This window comes from Hyphomonas sp. KY3, from assembly GCF_017309975.1.
GTDB lineage: Bacteria > Pseudomonadota > Alphaproteobacteria > Caulobacterales > Hyphomonadaceae > Hyphomonas.
The window spans coordinates 1,584,107-1,604,743 of sequence record NZ_CP022271.1 but is presented as its reverse complement, the minus strand read 5'-3'; the positions used below and the strand labels follow the sequence as shown (position 1 = coordinate 1,604,743).

The window sequence follows — 20,637 nt, the reverse complement described above, 5'->3', positions numbered from 1 at the left end:
AGAGGTATTTCAGTTCGTTAGGGCTCAGGCGACGTGAGACATCTCGGCGCCAGCAGACTTGCTGCTGGAAACCACGTCCATGAAGAGATCAGCGTCTTCAGCCGGTACGTCACCATAATGCGCAGCCATCGGCTCCCCATCGAACAGGACATCGTCCGACGTGATTGGACCAAAGGCAGCCTGCAAGGGCAGCTCGGCGCTGACGGGGGCATGTGCCGCAATGTCAGTGAGCAATGCGCGAAGGCTGGAAAGCGTATTTGAGACACGTCCGAAGTCGCGGGAATAAAGCGTTGCCGCTTCGGTTACCGGGCTGCCGTCGCGATCAAACATCCATTCGTCGACCGCATTCGGGTTCAGATATTCGCGGATCGGCTCTGGAACAGCCGTTTCAGCGAGTCTGGACTTGCCTGCTGCCAGTCGGAGACCGATAGAAAGCGCGAAGGTTTTTAGCGGAGCGAGAATGCGATGTGTCATGAGTTTGAAATTCCTCCGAATGGGTTAACAACGCGTTTACGAAATCCTTTGGCGAGACGTTTTAAACAATCCTCATACGGGAAGTTTTCATAGTGAATTCCATGACAGGTAAGTTAACGGAGGCCGTCCGATCGCGGGCCGAGCTGCAACAACAGATTCGAGCATGGCGCCAAGCCGGTGAAACTATTGGATTTGTTCCCACAATGGGCGCCCTTCACGGGGGGCACCTTTCCCTTGTGCAGAAGGCACGCACCAAAGTGACAAAAGTGGTCGCGAGCATCTTCGTAAACCCCACACAATTCGCTCCCGGCGAGGATTTCGACACATATCCGCGCGACGAATCGGCCGATCGGGCCAAACTCGATTCGGCGGGATGCGATCTCGTCTACCTGCCTACGGTCGAGGAAATGTATCCGGAAGGCACCCGCACCAATGTCCGCGTCGAGCAGATGTCAGACCTGCTGGACGGGATCTACCGCCCGCACTTCTTCTATGGCGTCGCGACCGTGGTGGCTCGCCTCTTCCTGCACGTCCAGCCGGATGTCGCCGTGTTCGGGGAGAAGGATTACCAGCAGCTCCAGATCATCCGGCGCATGGTGAAAGACCTCGGCTTTCCAATCGAAATTCTTGGTGGCGAAACCACGCGAGATGGTGATGGGCTCGCGCAATCTTCGCGCAATCTCTACCTCTCGCCCGAACAGCGCCGCGCAGCCGGGGCGATGCAGGCCGCTTTGCACCGGGCCTCGGTCCGCCTGTCGCTGGGCGCGACGCCGTCAGACGTGCTGGAAGAAGCCCGGCGCCTGATCATGGCGTCCGGATTCACGGAGATGAATTATGTCAGCCTCGTCGACCCAGCCTCCCTGGAAGACCTGCCCGACGCGCCCCTGTCATCTGGCACGGTTGCGCGGCTGCTCGGCGCGGCATGGCTCGGAAAGACGCGCCTGATCGACAATATCAGCGTGACGCGGTGAACTCTTTCAGCGCGTCCAGGACCGCCTGATTGTCGTCGGTCGAGCCGACTGTAATCCGCAATCGATCCGGCAGGCCGTAGCCCCCAACAGCGCGGACAAGGATGTTGCGCGCCTTGAGGAAGTCGTTCGCCGCCGCAGCGCGCTCTGAGGAGCCGAACTCCGGCAGCACGAAGTTCGCGTCGCTGTGCGGGGTCGGAAGGCCCATCGCATTCAAGGCTGCGGTCATGCGGGCGCGCCAGTCGGTATTATGGTCCCGGCTTTTCGTCAGGAAGTCGGTATCCTGAATGCTGGCCATGCCGGCTGCCACAGCGAGACCATTCACGTTGAAGGGGCCGCGAATACGCTGATAGGTCTCAGCGATCTCGGCAGGCATGTACCCCCAGCCAAGACGCAAGGCCGCAAGCCCATGAATCTTGGAGAAGGTCCGCATCATCACCGTATTGGCTTTCCGGTCCACGAGGTCCCGAATTTGCGCTTCATATTCCGGGCCGACATATTCGGCATAGGCACCGTCGACGACGAACAAGACATGCGGCGGCAGGCTGTCCTGCAGCTGTTCCAGCGCCTCGACGGGCAGCATCGTGCCAGTCGGATTGTTCGGATTCGCGAGGAACAGGATTTTCGTCCGCTCCGAGACCGCGCCAAGGATGGCGTTGACGCCCGCGGTCAGATCGGTTTCCGGGACAGTCACTGGCGTTGCGCCGTGCGACAATGCCGAAACGCGATACATGGAAAAGGCGTGCTCGGTGAACAGGATTTCGTCGCCCGGTCCGGCATAGCTCTGGGTCAACAAGTGAATGATCTCGTCAGACCCCGCGGAAACCATCACACGGCTTGAATCGGCAATGCCGACCGCCTCGGCAATCGTCTCCCGCAGGGCACGATATTCCGGATCAGGGTAGACGTGCACATCGCCCGCCACCGCCTTCATCGCCTCAATGGCTTTCGGGCTGGGGCCGAACGGATTCTCGTTGGAGGCCAGCATGATGACGGAGCCACTCGCGCCAGCGAGCTTGCCGCCGGGCACATAGGGCTTGGTCTGGGCGATATGCGGAAGAGGCGTAATCTTGGTCATCGCCGCGCGACTTACACGAAAGCGGCTGACTGGGAAACTCGCGATTTGCGCGTCATGCGCGTGGCGCGGCAGTGGATTCCCGTAGCATCAACTTGTATTCGAGCAACTTGTGGCGGGGCGCATCGCCGGTAGGGGCAGCCTCTTCCAGCAACATGCTGACGGCCTCTGCAGCAAGTTCGCGACTTGGCTGGTAAATCGTCGTCAAGGACGGACTGATTGTCGTGGCCAGCGGCGTATCGTCGAAACCCACGACGGAAAGGTTGGCTGGTACATTTACCTGGCGGCGATACGCCGTCGCGAGCACACCGGCAGCCATGTCGTCATTACTCGCAAATATCGCGGTCGGACGGTCAGGCAATGACAAGAGTTTCTCAGAGCATGAGACACCGGAGTCAAACGCGAAATCACCATCCTCGATTAGATCAGGATCGAGGGAGATGCCCTCTTCTTCCAGTGCCTGCCGGTAACCGGCAAAACGCCGGACAGCCTGCGCATGAGAATCGGCCCCCTTGATGAAGCCGATCCGCCGATGGCCTAGTCCGATCAGATACTCCGTCATCTCTCGCGCAGCCGCAGCATCGTCGATGGCGACATCCTGACCATGTTCGACGTCTTCTGCGGGCGCAATTCGAACGAATGGAATACCGCGATTTTCGAGTTCAGAGATAAGGTTTTTATCGTCCGACAATGGCGGCGTCAGGATCGCTCCGGCCAGTTTGGTTTCAGCCCTCAGCGCAAGCAGCGATGTATGATTGTCGCTGCAATCCTCGGTGATAAGGCTGTAACCATAGGCTTGGCAGCGTTGCAGGGCGCCCAACTGAACTTCACCAATATAGTTGCGTGATGGGTTCGCATAGAAAAGGCAAATTATGTGACTATGGCGAGCCCGCAGATTGCGCGCATTGTGATTGGTCCGATAGTTCAGTGTCTTGACGGCTTCGAGCACCTTCAAACGGGTCTCTTCGCGCACATTGGTCTCGCCATTCAGCACGCGACTGACCGTCTTGAAGGACACGCCTGCTTCGCGGGCAACATCAATGATGGTGGCAGGCCGGACATGTCCGGAAGTCCTATGCGCTTTTAGCCCGTCAGTCATCGCGGCTCCTCGGTTAGAACCCTTGGGAGCAAGCCAATCGCGCAGCAGAAATCCGCCGCCAGCTAGTTTGTCCGCTCATAGGGGTATGGCGGACAAACCTAGCTTCTTTTTCCCTACAGTGACAAGGCCTTGCCCCCGTTCATTACGCCCGGCAAGGCCTGCCGCTGTTCAGTTTATTTCAGGCTGCGGTTCACGAGGTTTTCCAGCATTTCCTGACGTCCGCTTGTATGGGACGGATTTACACCCGACTCGACGGCCTTGTTGGCGATGCTTTCGAGGCTCGCGCCTTCCGACAGCATCATCTTGCCGAGGTCGGAATTCTCCCAGCCAGCATAACGTTCCGTCTTGAGCTTGGCGATCTCGCCCTTCTCAAGGATGTCGGCCGCCGACAAAAGCGCACGGGCCAGCGCGTCGACGCCGCCGACATGGGCGTGGAACAAGTCATCGACCGTGCTTGACTGACGGCGCACCTTGGCATCGAAGTTGAAGCCGCCGGTGTCGAGGCCGCCGGATGGCAGCAATTCGATCAGCGCCAGCGTAATGTCGCGGATGTCGAGATTGAACTGGTCGGTATCCCAGCCATTCTGGTAGTTGCCGCAATTGATATCGATCGAGCCCATGATGCCGAGCGAGACAGCCGTGGCGATCTCATGGGCGAAACTGTGGCCTGCCAGTGTGGCGTGGTTCGGCTCAATATTGACCTGGACTTCATCTTCAAGGCCGAAGCGCTTCAGGAAGCCATAGACGGTCGCGGAGTCGAAATCATACTGGTGATACATCGGCTCGTGCGGCTTCGGCTCGATCAGGATTTTTCCTTCGAAGCCGATCTTGTGCTTGTGATCGACGACCATTGCGAGGAAGCGACCGAAATTGCCGAGTTCGCGGTCGAGATCAGTATTCAGCAGGGTGTCATAGCCTTCGCGGCCACCCCAGAGCACATAATTCTCGCCGCCAAGCGCCTGCGTCACCTCCATACAGTCGCGGATCTGGCGGACCGCAACCGCGGCGACTTCGGGGTTCGGATTGGTCAGGCCACCGGCGCCGAAGCGCGGATTGCTGAACAGGTTGGCGGTGCCCCAGAGCAGCTTGATGCCGGTCGCTTCCTGATAGGCTGCGAGACGGTCGGCTTGGCGCTTGAGATTGTTCGACAGATCGTCCGGTGTCGGAGAGTCCTCAGTGACATCCACGTCGTGGAAGCAATAGTAAGGCAGGCCGAGCTTGCTGAAGAATTCGAAAGCTGCGGCCATCTTCGCGTCAGCTGCGGCGCGGTCATTGGCGGCACCGTGCCAAGGACGGTTAAACGTGCCACCGCCAAAGACGTCAAAGCCATCCCAGCAGAAGGTATGCCAATAGCAAACAGCCATGCGCAGATGGTCTTCCATCCGCTTGCCCATGACCATTTGGTCCTTGTTGTAATAACGATAAGCCAGCGGGTTGTCGCTGTCTGGTCCTTCAAACTTGATTGGGTCGATGCCCTTGAAGACGGGTTCGCCGCCTACATTGATCTGTCCATCAGCCATGTCTTTATTCTCCTCAGAAGGCATCTTTCAGCATACGGTACAGTGTACCGAATTTCTCGTATTTCGGGGCCAGCCGGTCGCGGTCGCTTTCTTTTGGCTCAACAATCTGCAGCACTTCGGGTGCTTCGAACATTTCCTCGACTGAACCGCCCATGCTGGCGTAGCGAGCCAGGCGCGCAGCGCCATAGGCCGGGCCAGTGGCCGCGCCGTCGCGGTAAACCATGGGGCGGTCCAGCACAGCAGACAGGATACGCCCCCAATAAGTGGATTGTGCGCCGCCGCCGATAACTGAGATCGAATGTACGTCCACACCCGATTCCACAAGGGCGCGGAAACCATCCGCCATACCGAAGGCGACCCCCTCAAGCACGGCCTGGCCGATCTGCGCAGACCCGGAATCATGGGTCAGACCGAACAGGACACCCGACGCATGGGGATTGTTGTGAGGTGTGCGCTCGCCAGACAGATAGGGGAGGAATTGCTCAGACCCGGCTAGGCCTGCCTCTGTCTGGGCGAGCTTCACAAGCTCTCCCGCGTCGGATGTCCCGGTCAGTTTGACGGCCCAGTCGAGGCAGCTCGCTGCACTCAACATGACCGACATCAGGTGCCACCGATCCGGCAAAGCATGACAGAATGCATGCGCCGCAGAATCGGGATTTGAGCGGAACGTATTCCCCGCCACGAAAATCACGCCGGATGTACCGAGCGACAGCAGCGCTTCACCCTCATCGATCACGCCAACACCCGCCGCACCGGCCGCATTGTCGCCGCCGCCAGCAACCACCGGCACGCGGTCCATGCCCCAGGCTTCAGCCGCTTCCTGGCGAAGCACACCGGTCACTTCATGGCCTTCATAGAGCTTTGGCATATGGTCGATCGTGAGACCGCAAGCGGCAAGCAATTCCTCTGACCAGGTCCGCGCCTCGACATCCATCCAGAGCGTGCCCGAGGAATCCGACATGTCGGAGGCGAGATCGCCAGTCATCCGAAGGCGGACATAATCCTTGGGAAGGAGTACCTTGTGCACTTTCTCGAATGCACCTGGCTCATGCCGGCGCACCCATTCGAGTTTCGGCGCGGTAAAACCAGGCATGACAAGATTACCGCCCTTGGACACAAAGGCTGGTGTACTCTTTTGAAGGTCGCGGCACTCTTCAAAGCTGCGCCCGTCGTTCCAGAGGATCGCCGGCCGAATCGGAGCAAGAGATTCATCCAGAAGCGTCGCACCGTGCATCTGTCCGGACAGGCCGACAGCCTTCACCCGATGACGGCGGTTCACGTCCAGCTTGGCGACGGCCATGTTCGTGGCGGTCCACCAATCAGATGGATTCTGTTCGGACCAGAGGGGTTTGGGACGCGAAATCGGAAGTTCCGCCTGGCTGACTTCAACCTGGCGCCCTGCCTCATCAATCAGCGCTGCCTTCACGCTGGATGTGCCTATGTCGATCCCTAGAAACACGTTCCGAATGTCCTCCCTGGCAGCCCGTCTGAGTGCGGCTGTCCACTAAATGATACCGCTATCATTTCAGCTTTGCCATCGCAAGAGCGGAATATCAACTTGCCGAGACGCAGCAGATCCGCCTTTGTCGCAGCGTCAAGTACCGGTGAAAAGACCGATCCTACTTTCCATGTTAGCGTTAGCATGCTTTTTAGCCAACACTTGCGGATAAGGGAGACCGGGGTTTGGCCGATTCAACAGCGCTGTCGCGCCTCATACTCGAAACCAAAGCCATGAAGCTGACCTTGCTGCCCGACCTTGGCGGCAGTGTGGGCGGCTTGACCTACATGGCCCAGGACATTCTGCGTCCATTTGAGCGCACTGCGGATGAAAGCCCACTACAGACTGCGGGCTTCCCCCTTTTTCCGTTCTCGGGCCGAATTTCCGAAGGCCGTTTTGCCTGGAATGACCGTGATGTGTCTCTCGCGCCGAACTTCCTTCCGGAACGGCACGCCATTCACGGCCAGGCCTGGCACGCGGCCTGGCAGGTTGCAGAGCATGGCAGCAATCATGCACGACTGGTGTTTGACTACAGGCCCGAAGATTGGCCGTGGGCCTATCGCGCGGAGCAGGACTTCAGGCTGCGGGATGACGGTCTGGACCTGATGCTTCGCCTGACCAATCACGGGGACGACTCCATGCCCGCGGGGCTTGGCTGGCACCCCTATTTTCCCCGTCTGGATGCGCGCGTGAAAGTACCGGTCGACCGGGTCTGGATGTCGGATGAGGGCATGATCCCCGACAGGCTGGTTATGCCAGCCGCTGGTGCCGATCTGTCAGACTGGCGTATCGTTGATGAGCTCGACCTCGACAATGCCTTCACCGTGTCAGACCGGATAAGTTGTATCGAATGGCCAAGCCGGAACCTGCGCGTAGAAATGGTCTCGGACGCAGAGCTTGGTCACATGGTGATCTACACGCCGAAGCAACAGGAGTTCTTCTGCGTTGAACCCGTAAGCCACGCTCCCGACGCGGTGAACAGCCAGCATCCGGCCGAACTGACAGGGCTGCATAGCCTCGAGCCCGGCGAAACGCTGTCGGCTCAGATAAGCCTGACCATTCGCGAGATCTAAGGCGTCTGGCTTCAGACTTTGATGACCGAATCCCGCTCAATGATCGCAACATCCAGTATCGGATTCAGCTCGCCCAGTTCGGCTTCGTGGTCCGAAATAAACGCAGCAAGTAAATCGACGGACTGATAGCCCATTTCCGCAATTGGCTGGCGCACAGTAGTCAGCTGCGGCCAGATCGCGCTGGCGATGGGCGTGTCATCATATCCGACCACGGAAATGTCTTCCGGCACGCGCTTACCGTGACGGAAAGCCGACGCGATCACGCCGGCGGCCATGTCATCATTGCTGGCAAAGATGGCCGTAGGCTGGTCGGCGAGATCCAGCATCCTGTCGGCCGCCTCCATGCCGCTGCGATACGTAAACCGACCGCGCCGGACGAGATTTGGATCAATGTCGAGGCCATGTTCCTTCATCGCCAGCTGGAACCCGCTATAGCGGCGATGCGACGATATCTGGTCTTCGGCGCCAATCACAAAGCCGATCCGAGTATGGCCACGTGCGATCAGATATTCCGTCATGCGCTTGGCTGCGGCTTCGTCGTCGATCGCGAGGCTTGTTCCGGATTTCGGCGGAGTTTTTGGGGCAATAAGGACGCAAGGAATGCCCGCCTCCTCCAGCCTGGATAGCAGGAGGTCATCTTCGCTGAGCGGGGGAACGACGAGAATGCCGTCCAGACCGGCGCCGCTGACGCGGCCCACAAGCTCATCTACATCGGAAGGGTCTTGGTATGAGGAGAAATCCTCGAGCACGAGGTGGTGCCCCGCTTCCCGGCAGCGGTTCATCGCACCGATGAGCAGTTCACTGAGATAGGAGTTGCTGGGGTTGTTGAAAATCATTCCGATGAATAGGGAGCTCCCACCCGCAAGGCTACGTGCGAGTAAGTTCGGTCGGTACTTCAGTTCGCGGATGGCATCTTCAACACGCGCCCGGGTAGTTTCACGCACGACATCTCGGCGATTGAGCACACGCGAGACCGTCATCTGTGAAACGCCAGCGAGTTCGGCGACCTCCTTGATGGTCGCGTGCTGGCGACGTCCCGACTTTGTAATTTTTTCGGACATACTTGTTCTTCTTATCCCGTGAGCAGGGTTTCCGTCCTGCTTTTCATTCTATGTCTTGCGCCGACTTAACACCCAAACCTCAAGCCTTTATGTAATTTTTTCAAGACGATTCAGCCAGATGGGGTAATGTGGCGCAGTTCACGCACGGGTTGGCGCAGCCTTGAGCGCGGCCGCGACAGCGTCACGCATCAGCTTGGGGCGATAGCTGGAATCGTAAAGAGTCGGTCGTTTCTCTATCCCGTCTTCGCGCGGTTTGAATCCCTGCAACCAGCTGTGACTATCCGCCAGACCCCACATCAACAGATCCTTGGTCTCCCGATAGCTGAACATCATGTCGAGATAGTCCCGCGTAAACGCGGCAATCTCCTGGTCGCGCTGAACAATGCCAGGAGCCATCATCGAGTCATTCACGTCGAATTCGGTGAGGTAGATGTCCAAACCCATACCGATGGCCTCTTCCACGAAGTCCCGCCAGACTTTTTGCTGGGTCGGCGTAAAGGCCGAAGGCGGCGCATCATTGGAATGACTTTGAATGCCAAGTGCATCAATGGGTGCGCCGTTGCGTTTCAAACGCTCGAGCATGCGCAGCACGCCTGTGCGATGTTTTTCGTGGCTGGGCTCCCAGCTCATATAGTCGTTGTACGCCAGCGTTGCGTCCGGCGCTGCTGCGCGTGCCGTGCGGAACGCGAACTCCAATACGTCCGGCCCCATGACTCGGGTAAAAGAGGTTTCACGGATATCGCCGGTTTCCGGGTCAATAGTCTCGTTCACGACATCCCAGGAATAGATGAAATCAGCATCCCGCGACGCCACCGCTGTGATGTAACCGCCCAGGACGGCCTCCGCTTCCGAGGCGTTCGCAAAATCTGAGTCATTGATCCAGTCCGGGAGCCATTGCGGATGCTGCCACAGCAGAGTGTGGCCCCGCATACCGAGATTGTTCGCTTTCGCAAACGCCACCAGCGTATCGCCCGACGTCCAGTTCATGGCATCCGGGGTTGGCTGAATCGTGTACATCTTGTGTTCGTTTTCGGCTACGATGACGGCGCAATCTCGCAAGACAATATCGAGATAAGCCGGATCGGAGACCTCGCGCACATCCATGGCCGTGCCGAAACGGATGCCCTTTGCGGCGGCCAAATCCTTCAACGGCTCGGAACCCGTCCCAAGTTGCACGGCTGGCCCGCCTGCCGACGTGCACGCTGCACCCGTTGCCGACGCCATCAGAGCGAGCGCATGGCGTCTTGTAAATTTGGACATCGAATTCCTCCCGGTTGATTTCGGCTCTTGGCGGCCTTGGCATAGCGATAATGATAACGCTATCATATCGTGAATTGAAACCGGGTCCATACCGGTAGAACGACAGAGGGAGTCGGAAGCGTGATTATTCAAATGCGACATTGGAAGGCGTTTGCCAGTTTCGGGGTGATCGCGATCGCAGCATCGTGCGGCAGTGTCAGTGCGCCTGCGCCGCTGGAAACCTCGGAAGCCCGCTTCTCCTATCTGACATATAGCGGCACTGACCCGATCTTTGATCTGCCCGTCTCCGACAGTCAGGCTCGGAATCCGATCCTGGCCGGATACTATCCAGACCCCAGCATCGTGAAAGTCGACGCCGACTACTACCTCGTGAACTCATCCTTTACCCACTATCCGGGTATCCCGATCTTCCACAGCCGAGACCTGATCCACTGGACCCAGATCGGAAATGTCATCGACCGGCCGGACATGCTCGACTTTTCCGGGCTGACCGTGTCGCGAGGTGTGTTTGCGCCGACAATCGAATTCCATGGCGGCGTCTTCTACGTGATCAATACCTGCGTGGATTGCGGCGGCAATTTCGTCGTGACGGCTACCGACCCTGCCGGGCCATGGTCCGACCCGATCTGGCTACCCCATATTGGCGGGATCGACCCGTCGCTTTTCTTTGACGAGGACGGCAAGGTCTACATCCTGAACAATGACGCCCCTGAGGGCGAGCCCCTCTATGAGGGGCATCGCGCGGTCTGGATCCGCGAAGTTGATGCACAAACGTTCGAACCGGTTTCGGATGCGGTCGTAGCGGTGAATGGCGGCCTGGACTTGTCCGAACAACCCGTCTGGATCGAGGGGCCGCATCTCTACAAGGTTGATGGCAAGTACGTGCTTAGCGCTGCTGAAGGCGGAACAGGCCCGCAGCACTCGCAGGTGATCCTCATCGCGAAGTCCCCCTTGGGGCCGTTTACGCCCCATCCCGATAACCCGATCCTGACGCAACGCGACCTACCGGAAGACCGGGCCGAACCGATCACTTCGGTTGGCCATGCTGACTTCACCCAAGATTCTGAGGGCAATTGGTGGGCCGTATTCCTTGGCACGCGCCCCTATCAAGGCAACGAATACAATACCGGCCGCGAAACTTTCCTCATGCCGGTGTCATGGGACAATGGTATCCCACGCATCACCAAGCCCGGCGACGTCATCCCGCACGTCATTGATCGTCCCGCCCTGCCGGCGCAGCCGAAGGCTTCTTTGCCGCTGACTGGTAACTTCACCTATACGGATGAGTTTGAGGAAGACGTACTTCCGCTGCACTGGCTGACGGTCAGAATACCTGCCCAGAAAGCGTATCGACTGGAAAATGGCGAACTCGTTCTGGAAGCGCGCGCAGACGGAGTCGGCAGCCCTGGACAGCCTTCCTTTCTCGCGCGGCGGCAGCAACACACAAATGCTGAAGCCTATACAGAGGTCTCTTTCGTGCCGGAAGATAGTGACGACGAAGCGGGAATTGCCGCTTTCCAGAATGATGCGGCCTATTATGCGCTCGGCTTGTCGATGAGTGAAGACGGGAAAGCGATTGTGCGGCTGCGCAAGCGCGCTGGTGACGCGACAGACAAGGACGGTGAGATCGTCGCAGAGGTCCCTGCAGCCGCGCCTTTGGGGGCCTCCCTCAAACTGCGGATCGTATCACGGGGCCCTGAGATCGACTTCTATCAGGCTGCCCGAGGCGACGACTGGGAGCCCGTGGCACTCAGCGAAGACAGCACAATTCTGAGCACGGAAAAGGCTGGTGGGTTTGTCGGTACGCTTCTCGGTGTTTATGCCCAGTCCGCCGGAGACTGATCATTAAAAATGAAAATGGCGGCCTTCGAACGAAGGCCGCCATTTGATTTCAGACTTATCTTTCAGGCTGGCGCTATTCAGAGCAACCTTGATCACTCTCGGAAGGTTCGAAGCGGATGTCCGCCACTGCCACTGTCCCAGCATCCATCGTTCCGATAACCGCCGGGATCTGCACGGCAGTAAGGTCAGTCAGACCGAGACAGGCCGCAGGCGCTCGGTATTCCGCCCAGTCGGAACCTGTGACGGTGATCTGCTCAACGGCTTCGCAATTGCCATTCTGGTCGCAAGAGCCACTGACGGATATGACGTGCTCCCCGCCATCCGGCACCTTGGCTGCAACTACGATGTCCAGCGCGGCGTCGCCAGCCGCATTCAGATTGACCGGATTGGCAAAGGAACCAATGGACAGGACGCCAGTCGGATCCGACCATGAAAGCACTAGTCCATCCTCCTGAATTTCGTAGTCCGTCCGACTGATCGAAAGGCCCGCCAGTTCGGTAAGCCCCGGCTGCAGCGTCGTGTAAGCCCCCTCAAACGCGAGGAGCGCGCCCCAGCGGTCTCCTGGGCGTCCGCGCCTGAACAAGGTTCGCGGATCCGCATTGCCCATGAGGTCTTCGGACAGACCCGGATCTTCACTCAGCTCTCCAAGCTCGGTTGCGTCAGAGGCATAGCTGAGGCCGTACCCGTAAGCGAATAGCGGCTCATAAGGTGTGTCTTCCGAATTGAGACGTGACGGCTGGGCTGTCGCCGGCCATGAGAAGGAGAGACGTCCCGTAAAGTCGAAGTCTGGTTCCGTCTGGAATAGCACATCGGCAATCCCGGCACCTTCGGAGCCCGGGAGCCAAGCTGCTACGAACGCATCGGAGTCATTGAGTTCGGGATTTACCCAAAGCGGCCGACCCGACAGGAAAACCGACACGACCGGCACGCCCTTGTCCTGGAAGGCTTCGAGCTTGCTTGTGTCAAAACCATTCGGCACAAAATCCATCGTCCGAATATCGCCGATGCCTTCAGCGTATGGATTTTCTCCGTACACAGCAATTACAACATCCGCATCTACATCGGACTCTCCTGTGGGGTCGAAGATCAGCGTTCCGCCGCCCGGCAGCAGCGCATCCTCAATACCTTCCAGAATGGACTGTCCATTGGGGAAGTGGCCATTGTCATAACCACCGCCCTGCCAGGACAAGGTCCAGCCACCAGCGGCCTTGGTGATACTGTCTGCGCCATCACCGATCACGAGAATGGTTTGCTCCGTGCTGAGCGGAAGGAGATTGTCATTGTTCTTCAGCAAAACGAGCGATTCCCGCACGGCGCGGCGGGCGATCTCTCGGGCCTCGGGCGTTGCCATCAGGCTCTCGTCGTTCGCTCCAGGGCGTTCGCTTGGCGCAGGCTTGTCGAAAATGCCATAGGCGAGCTTCACACGCAGGATACGGCGCACGGCATCGTCGAGACGCTCCATCGGGATGTTGCCATCCTTGGCGTGCTGGAGCGTACTTTCATAGAGCCCCTTCCAGCTGTCCGGTGCCATGTACATATCGAGCCCAGCATTCAACGACTGTGGACAGTCGGTATTCGTACAACCCGGCACCTGGCCGTGACCATTCCAGTCACCGACGACAAAACCAGTGAAACCGAGGCGGTCTTTCAGCACTTCGGTCAGCATGACGTGGCTGCCATGCATCTTGACTCCCTGCCAGCTGGAGAATGACGACATGACGGTCTGCACACCGGCTTCAAGCGCGGTGAAATAGCCTTGAGCGTGAATGTCGATGAGTTCCTGTTCGGTGGCGAGCGTCTCGCCCTGATCGATGCCATCTTGTGTACCGCCGTCGCCGACATAGTGTTTGGCACTGGAAATGACACGGCCCTCGCCGAGAAAGTCCTCATCATCCGGACGGCCCTGCAATCCGTAGACAATCCGTTCGGCATATTCGCGGACAATTTCAGGGCTTTCTGAATAGCCCTCATAGGTGCGGCCCCAGCGGTCATCGCGCGGAGTGGCGATGGTCGGGGCAAATGTCCAATCATGGCCGGAGACAATGAGTTCCTCGGCGGTAATGCGGGCAATGTCTTCGATCAGGTCCGGATCATTGGCAGCGCCAAGGCCGATATTGTGCGGGAAGATGGTCGCACCAAACAGGTTCGCATGGCCATGCACGGCATCGATGCCCCAGATGACGGGGATGGCGATTTCAACACCTTCTGGATCGACCGAGGCGTGCCAATAAGCGTCCGCATCCGCGAGCCACGCGTCCATGGACGCGAACGGTTCGTCACCGGGCGCCGAGCTGCCACCACTGAGAACGGACCCAAGGCGATAGGCCTTTACTTCTTCGGGGGTCACACTGTCGCTGTCCGCCTGGATGACCTGACCGACTTTCTGCTCCAGAGTCATCTTCGCCATGATCTCGTCAATGCGCGCTTCGATCACAGGGTCGAGATCCGGCACAGTGATTTCGGGCCAAAGTTCTGGTGTTGCGACGAGATCCTGCTCAGTCATGAGCGCGGTCTGCACGGGCTCTGCAGCTACCATGGTTTCGATGGCATCGGCATCGGTCGGCGTATGGCTACACGCAGCAATGAGCGCCACACTAGCCACGCCGCCGAGCAGCGAAATGATTGACGATTTCCGGACAGCCTTGGCCATCGCGACCTCCCTTATTCAGTTTTTAAAAAAATGCCCTCGCCGACAGATCGGCGAGGGCGGAATGTATATGCCGGGCCTAACCCTGCATTTCCTCGAGTTCGAGACCTTTGGTTTCCCTGACCGCCTTGAAGACGAAGAAGACGGAAATCAGCGCACACACAGCGTAGAAACCGTAAGCACCCGCCAGACCGATACCAGCCGTTGCCAGCATGATCGGAAAGGTCATCGTGATCGCGAAGTTGGCGATCCATTGCGCAAAGCCGGAGATGGCGAGACCTGCGCCGCGAACCTGGTTCGGGAACATCTCACCAAGGGCGACCCACATGACAGGGCCCCATGACGCGTTAAAGAACACAACATAGGCATTCGCGGCGAGCAGAGCGATCAAGCCAAAGCTGCCGGGCAGACTGACTGCCCCATCAATCGTAACCGCTTGTGAGAAGCAGAATGCCACGATGGCAAGTGTGACCGTCATACCGACCGAGCCGATCCACAATAGTGGTTTGCGACCGATCCGGTCGATCAGCAGCAGCGCAATGATCACGGCAATAATCGAGACCGCACCGGAAATGATGTTGATCAGCAAGGCGTCGCTTTCGGAGAAGCCAACCGCCTGCCAGAGCACGGCGCCATAATAGAAGACGACATTGATACCAACAAGTTGCTGGAACACGGCAAGACCGATACCGACCCAGACAATGGGTTTGAAACCGAATTGACCAAGCGCGTCCTTGAGGGACGGCTTGTGATCATTGGCAAGCGACTGCTCGATCTCGTCGACCTTGCGGTGAGCGGCCTTGGCACCAGAGAGACGCGAGAGCACCGAACGCGCCTTGTCTGTAGAACCTTGTGCCACGAGGTAGCGCGGGCTTTCCGGAATGAACAGAAGAGCCACGAGGAAGAATGTAGCCGGCAGCAATTCCATCCAGAACATCCAGCGCCACGCTTCAAAGCCGAGCAGCCATTCATTCATGGCAGACCCGCCAGTTGCTTGCGCGATCAGATAATTGGACACGAATGCCAGAAAAAGCCCGCTGATGATGGCGACCTGCTGGATCGACGTGAGGCGACCGCGATATTTGGCCGGAGCAACCTCGGAAATATAAGCTGGTGACATGACGCTTGCCGCGCCGACCGCAAGACCACCAATGATGCGATAGACGACAAATTCCGCCGACGAGCCCGCTACACCGGAGCCCCATGCGGAGATTATGAAACAAACCGCAGCAACGATCATCATCGTGCGACGACCGAACGCATCCGACAATGTGCCTGCCAGTGCCGCGCCGACCGCACAGCCAAGCAGCATGGAGGCAACGTTGAAACCTGTGCCCATTTCTTGCGAGTTGAAGGCAACACGGAGACCATCAACAGTTCCGTTGATGACGCCTGAGTCAAAACCAAAAAGAAATCCGCCGATCGTGGCGACGGCGGTGATCAGCAGAACCTGGCCAAAACTGCCCTGTCCTGTTTCCATATTTACAGTCGATGATGCGTCGCTCATACCGCGCGCCCTCCCTTGTTTCGCGGCAGGCAACCCCCTGCCCGCTTTTTGCTTATACCGAAGTCTAGCCTCGAATGTTATCGCCAACAAGAAGTCTATCAAAATTGAGTTGTCAACGTTGACAAGTGTTTCTGCTGCAACGGCTCCTACGAGTCGGGGCGACGACGATGCGCCAGTTGCGCATCATCGCAGGCTGAGGTCCAGCACGAATGGAGAAGGGAATTGCCGCCTATTTGGCGGTGGCGCAGCTCTGATTATATGAGGCAATGTCCTGATTGAACTGGCGTGCAACGGCTTGCAGCCCACGCTCTTTTGCCATCAGCTCCTTCCTGGCAGTCTGATAGGTAGACTTGGTCTCATCAGCTGTCGCAGCGTGCGCAGGCGAGGCCAAGCGATGGATTTCAGCGTCTTCCCAAACCTCACCCAACTCTTCCACACGGATCGCCAATTCATCACGTTTGGCCCGCAGCGTTTCGATCTCCGCCTTCTTCGGCGCCATGGTTGCCGCCATGGCATTACACCGCTTCACGTCCGCAGTCGTCATCGCCTGAGCGACGGCTGTTTGTGCAGCAATGACAAGCATGAAACTGGCGACAATGGATTTCATCATGAAACGGGACCTCTTGCTAAGTTCACGCTTTTTATGGCGGAAAGTCACTGAAGCAAAGCTGAACGCTGTTGCCCCCGAACCGCCTCATTTGAACGATCTCAGTCGCGCTCCTGGCCTTCACGGGCACGACCGATAATGACAGCATCCATGATGCGGAATATGGCCGCAAAATCAGTCAGCAATTCCCGCACGCGATCCACACTATCGAGGGGTTTGAACATGCTGCCAGGCTCAAACAGGTTCCCTCCCTCCAGTGTGATGAACATCTCTCCACCATCAAAACACGCCTTCAGCCGACCGCCGTGGAATGCCTTTTCCAAGTCGACAAGATTTTGCATGAGGTCCGGCGTCAGGAGGTAGCGGCTCTCCACCTGATCGGTGGTGTAGACCTCAAATATCTTTTCAAACACCGGGTCTTCCAGCATGGCACGGGACATGCCCTTTCCCCCGCCAAATCGGTTGAAGAAGCCCGAATCACGCGTGATCAGCGTGCGGCCATAGAAGCGCTTGGAAAACTCGAAGCGCAGGCATTGGCCCTTGAAGACCGTTCTCCAGCGGGTTTGCGTATTGCCTTTGGAATCAGTCGACGTACTGCGCTCTTCGAGATGCGCCTCGAACAATTCGAAATCCACGCCTTTGCGCCGTCCCGTCAGCCGATCCTCATAATTGGCGCGGTCCCAGCTGGGCACGATTCCAACATCATGATGCTTGTAGATAGAGTCGACAGAGCCGGGCTCCGCCAAGAATTGCAGACCAAGCTCTCGCACAACGGGCAGGACAATCAGATCCTTGGCTTCCTTGCCAAGTCGACGCACATCACGGCCTCCCCAGTACAGATAGCCCACACCGACCACCACAGCGATGATTGCTGCGAAGGGATGCCGAACAAGAAACACGCCGGCAAGCGCACCGATAACAGCAACCGCGATCCCCACATAGCGGGCTTGTCGCGCCTTCGCGACGGCGACTTGTCGTTCGGCCTCACGAGTCAAAAGTGCTGGCCTGATCTCATCCTGGAACAGGCGGGGAAACTCCCGGAATTCCTCTGGAAGATCACCCAATGCCTTTACAACATCCGGATCGACAGGAGGTTGTGACGGGAGTGGATCGGTCGATGGCATATCCTGACTCATCTGGGGCGGCCTCTCATAAACAGACCGCCCCAGTTAAGCTTGGATTCCGTGACAGGTAAAACCTGTATCAGATATCGGCGTAGACGTGCCGCTCACCCGCGAAGCCCGGATGGGTCGTCGCGCCCTTGTGTGCAGGGCCGACCAGCGCGGCAAATTTTTGCAGCGCACCGGAGCCATAGGCCGTAATACGGGGCTTCCACTGACGTTTGCGGTCTTCCAGCTCAGCAGGCGTCAGGCGGACATCAATCGTGCCTTTTTCGGCATCGATCGTGATGATGTCGCCATCCTTCAGCAGGCCGATGGGGCCGCCTTCCTGCGCTTCCGGTCCGACATGGCCAATGCAGAAGCCACGCGTTGCGCCGGAGAAGCGACCATCAGTAATCAGGGCCACCTTGTCACCCATGCCCTGACCGTAGATCGCGGCAGTGGTCGACAGCATCTCCCGCATACCGGGGCCACCCTTGGGGCCTTCGTATCGGATGACGAGAACTTCGCCTTCCTTGTAGTCGCGGTTGGACACGGCTTTGAAACAGGCTTCCTCGCCATCAAAGACGCGCGCCGGCCCGGAGAATTGCAGCGTGTGCAGTCCGGCCACTTTCACGATGGCGCCATCGGGGGCGAGCGATCCCCACAGGCCAACGACACCGCCGGTTGGCGAGATCGGATCGGTTGCCGGATAGATGACCTTCTGGTTCGGGTCCCACTCGATGTCTTCGAGGTATTCTGCCCAGGTCTGTCCGGTGACGGTCAGGCAGTCGCCATTGATCAGGCCGGATTCGTGCAGCGTCTTCATCAGCATGGGCACGCCGCCTGCTTCGCCGAAATCCTTGGCAACATAGTCGCCACCGGGTTTGAGGTTCGCGATGTAAGGCGTCCTCTGGAAGATCTTCGCGACGTCTTCGAGATCGAACTGAACGCCGCACTCATGCGCCATGGCTGGCAGATGAAGCGCCGCATTGGTCGAGCCGCCGGTCGCGGCGACGACGATGGCCGCATTCTCGAAGGCTTCCCGCGTGCAGATGTCGCGCGGGCGCAGATTCTTCTCGACCAGTTGCATCACCACTTCACCACTGGCCACGGCATAGCCGTCACGGTCGGTGTAAGGCGCTGGCAGCGCCGAGGAGAGCGGCAAGGCGAGGCCGATGGCCTCAGAGACGCAGGCCATCGTGTTCGCCGTGAACTGGCCGCCGCACGCCCCGTCGCCAGGACAGGCGACCTTTTCCAGCGCGTGAAGTTTCTCGTCGGTCATGGAATTCGATCCAGCGGCGTGCGCCCCGACGGCTTCAAACACGTCGAGCACGGTGACGTCCCGGCCCTCATAGGAGCCCGGCAGGATCGAGCCGCCATAAAGGAAGACGCTGGGCACGTTGAGGCGCAGCATGGCCATCATCATGCCCGGCAGGGATTTGTCACAGCCGGCAATGCCGACCAGCGCATCATAGGAATGGCCACGCATGGACAGTTCGACCGAGTCCGCAATCGTGTCGCGGCTGACCAGCGAGGACCGCATGCCCTCATGGCCCATCGCGATGCCGTCCGTAACGGTGATGGTGCAGAATTCGCGCGGAGTGCCGTCGCCCTTCTTGACGCCTTCGGAAGCCGCATGCGCCTGGCGCATCAGGGCTGTGTTGCACGGCGCCGCCTCGTTCCAACAGGACGCAACGCCAACGAGGGGCTTCTGGATGTCCTTGGTCGACAGGCCCATGGCGTAGAGATAGCTGCGATGCGGCGCGCGCTCCGGCCCTTGCGTAACGTGGCGGGAGGGCATTTTCGATTTGTCCCAAGTCTTGCTCATGACGGTCCTATCCTGTGTGTTCTGCAATGCCCCTAGCGCGCAATCCTGTTGCGGAAAAGGGACTATTCGCCGCCATAGATGGCAGTTCTTGCCCCTGAAGCATCCACGACCCCACGATACATGCCTTCGGAGTTGAAGACGAAGGCATATCCGCCATCCCCATTCACCACGATGACGCCGCCATCGCCGCCCAATTCCGCGACTTCCGCGAGCGTGGATGTTGCAGCCGGTTCGATTTCGTCGTCAGCAAGTTTCACTCTGTCGCAAATGGTCTTTGCCACGCCCACGCGGATGAAATATTCGCCGTGTCCAGTTGCAGACACGGCGCAAACGCCGTTCTCGGCATAGGTCGCTGCGCCAATCAGCGGCGAGTCCCCGATCCGGCCCGCTGCCTTGGCTGTCATGCCGCCGGTCGTCGTCGCCGCGGCAAGATTGCCGTCCTGATCGATCGCGACCGCGCCGACGGTGCCATGACGATCGGCGGCGGTCCGTGCGCGCTCTTCGAGCACGCGCTCCAGAGACTGCCTGCGCCGGTCCGTGTCGAAATAGGAATTGTCGACCATGTCGAGCCCCTGCGCTTCAGCAAAAGCGTCGGCGCCGGTTCCGGCGAACATGACATGTTCGGATTTGTCCATCACGGCGCGCGCCGCCTTGATCGGGTTGCGTACGCGGGTGACGCCAGCGACGGCGCCGGCATTGCGGTCGCGGCCGTCCATGATTGATGCGTCGAGTTCATGAGTACCCGCCGCGGTGAACACGGCGCCGTGGCCGGAATTGAAGAGCGGATCGTCTTCCATCGGGATGACAGCCGCCTCGACCGCATCCAGCGCGCTACCACCGTTTCGGAGCACGGCTGCGCCAGCTTCCAACGCAGTCTCCAGCGCGGCGGTATAGGCCGCTTCCTTTTCCGGGCTCATGCCTTCGCGGGTGATCACGCCTGCGCCGCCATGGACCACCAGCCGCCATTCGGGCGTGGCGGGCTCAGGGTCCGGGGTCGCAGCGCACGCGCCGAGGAGGACCGCCGACGCGATCACCAGTTTGCGGAAATTCATGAGAGCAACTCCTGTTCATGCTC

General features: G+C 58.8%; 16 protein-coding genes. 3 read left to right on the top strand and 13 right to left on the bottom strand.

The annotated features are described in order from the left end of the window. Nucleotides 1-24: 24 nt before the first annotated feature. Nucleotides 25-474, bottom strand: a complete 450-nt coding sequence (locus tag CFA77_RS07990) for a hypothetical protein (protein WP_206993000.1) — start codon at nucleotides 472-474, stop codon at nucleotides 25-27. A gap of 101 nt (nucleotides 475-575) precedes the next feature. Here CFA77_RS07990 and panC point away from each other — a divergent pair, with 101 nt between their 5' ends. Next, nucleotides 576-1,445 (top strand): pantoate--beta-alanine ligase, encoded by an 870-nt coding sequence (gene panC, locus CFA77_RS07985; RefSeq protein ID WP_206992999.1) that lies wholly within the window; start codon nucleotides 576-578, stop codon nucleotides 1,443-1,445. On the opposite strand, the gene hisC is transcribed toward panC, so the two are convergent. From hisC to xylB, 4 genes are all read right to left on the bottom strand, one after another. Beyond that, on the bottom strand, nucleotides 1,429-2,520 hold the full coding sequence (gene hisC / locus CFA77_RS07980) for a histidinol-phosphate transaminase (RefSeq protein WP_206992998.1): 1,092 nt from the start codon (nucleotides 2,518-2,520) through the stop codon (nucleotides 1,429-1,431). The genes panC and hisC overlap by 17 nt on opposite strands. A 52-nt stretch (nucleotides 2,521-2,572) precedes the next feature. Continuing rightward, nucleotides 2,573-3,616, bottom strand: a complete 1,044-nt coding sequence (locus CFA77_RS07975) for a LacI family DNA-binding transcriptional regulator (RefSeq protein ID WP_206992997.1) — start codon at nucleotides 3,614-3,616, stop codon at nucleotides 2,573-2,575. A 173-nt stretch (nucleotides 3,617-3,789) separates the two neighbouring features. Next, a complete protein-coding gene (gene xylA / locus CFA77_RS07970) occupies nucleotides 3,790-5,136 on the bottom strand; it encodes a xylose isomerase (protein ID WP_206992996.1) in 1,347 nt (448 codons plus the stop codon). A 13-nt stretch (nucleotides 5,137-5,149) separates the two neighbouring features. Further along, nucleotides 5,150-6,595: a xylulokinase gene (xylB, locus tag CFA77_RS07965; protein ID WP_206992995.1), complete on the bottom strand. Its 1,446-nt coding sequence runs from the start codon at nucleotides 6,593-6,595 to the stop codon at nucleotides 5,150-5,152. Nucleotides 6,596-6,819: 224 nt separating this feature from the next. Between xylB and CFA77_RS07960 the strand changes: the two genes are divergently transcribed. Then, nucleotides 6,820-7,707, top strand: a complete 888-nt coding sequence (locus CFA77_RS07960) for an aldose 1-epimerase (RefSeq protein ID WP_206992994.1) — start codon at nucleotides 6,820-6,822, stop codon at nucleotides 7,705-7,707. Nucleotides 7,708-7,718: 11 nt separating this feature from the next. On the opposite strand, the gene CFA77_RS07955 is transcribed toward CFA77_RS07960, so the two are convergent. Then, entirely contained in the window at nucleotides 7,719-8,768 is a 1,050-nt protein-coding gene (locus CFA77_RS07955; protein ID WP_206992993.1) for a LacI family DNA-binding transcriptional regulator, read from the bottom strand. Nucleotides 8,769-8,906: 138 nt separating this feature from the next. Continuing rightward, the gene (locus tag CFA77_RS07950; RefSeq protein ID WP_206992992.1) at nucleotides 8,907-10,028 is read right to left on the bottom strand and encodes an endo-1,4-beta-xylanase; all 1,122 of its coding nucleotides are present in this window, start codon (nucleotides 10,026-10,028) and stop codon (nucleotides 8,907-8,909) included. A 132-nt stretch (nucleotides 10,029-10,160) separates the two neighbouring features. Between CFA77_RS07950 and CFA77_RS07945 the strand changes: the two genes are divergently transcribed. Next, complete coding sequence (locus CFA77_RS07945) at nucleotides 10,161-11,870, top strand: glycoside hydrolase family 43 protein (protein ID WP_206992991.1); 1,710 nt, start codon at nucleotides 10,161-10,163, stop codon at nucleotides 11,868-11,870. A 73-nt stretch (nucleotides 11,871-11,943) separates the two neighbouring features. On the opposite strand, the gene CFA77_RS07940 is transcribed toward CFA77_RS07945, so the two are convergent. The 6 genes from CFA77_RS07940 to CFA77_RS07915 all read right to left on the bottom strand — a co-directional run bounded on the left by CFA77_RS07940 (nucleotide 11,944) and on the right by CFA77_RS07915 (nucleotide 20,614). Beyond that, complete coding sequence (locus CFA77_RS07940) at nucleotides 11,944-14,520, bottom strand: glycoside hydrolase family 3 protein (RefSeq protein WP_206992990.1); 2,577 nt, start codon at nucleotides 14,518-14,520, stop codon at nucleotides 11,944-11,946. A gap of 76 nt (nucleotides 14,521-14,596) precedes the next feature. After that, nucleotides 14,597-16,024, bottom strand: a complete 1,428-nt coding sequence (locus CFA77_RS07935) for a sugar porter family MFS transporter (protein WP_206992989.1) — start codon at nucleotides 16,022-16,024, stop codon at nucleotides 14,597-14,599. Between the two features lie 229 nt (nucleotides 16,025-16,253). Beyond that, on the bottom strand, nucleotides 16,254-16,634 hold the full coding sequence (locus CFA77_RS07930) for a hypothetical protein (RefSeq protein WP_206992988.1): 381 nt from the start codon (nucleotides 16,632-16,634) through the stop codon (nucleotides 16,254-16,256). A 98-nt stretch (nucleotides 16,635-16,732) separates the two neighbouring features. After that, complete coding sequence (locus CFA77_RS07925; RefSeq protein ID WP_206992987.1) at nucleotides 16,733-17,767, bottom strand: DUF3137 domain-containing protein; 1,035 nt, start codon at nucleotides 17,765-17,767, stop codon at nucleotides 16,733-16,735. 67 nt (nucleotides 17,768-17,834) lie between these two features. Further along, nucleotides 17,835-19,562, bottom strand: a complete 1,728-nt coding sequence (gene ilvD / locus CFA77_RS07920; protein WP_206992986.1) for a dihydroxy-acid dehydratase — start codon at nucleotides 19,560-19,562, stop codon at nucleotides 17,835-17,837. A gap of 62 nt (nucleotides 19,563-19,624) precedes the next feature. Next, on the bottom strand, nucleotides 19,625-20,614 hold the full coding sequence (locus CFA77_RS07915; protein WP_206992985.1) for an isoaspartyl peptidase/L-asparaginase family protein: 990 nt from the start codon (nucleotides 20,612-20,614) through the stop codon (nucleotides 19,625-19,627). Nucleotides 20,615-20,637: the final 23 nt, after the last annotated feature.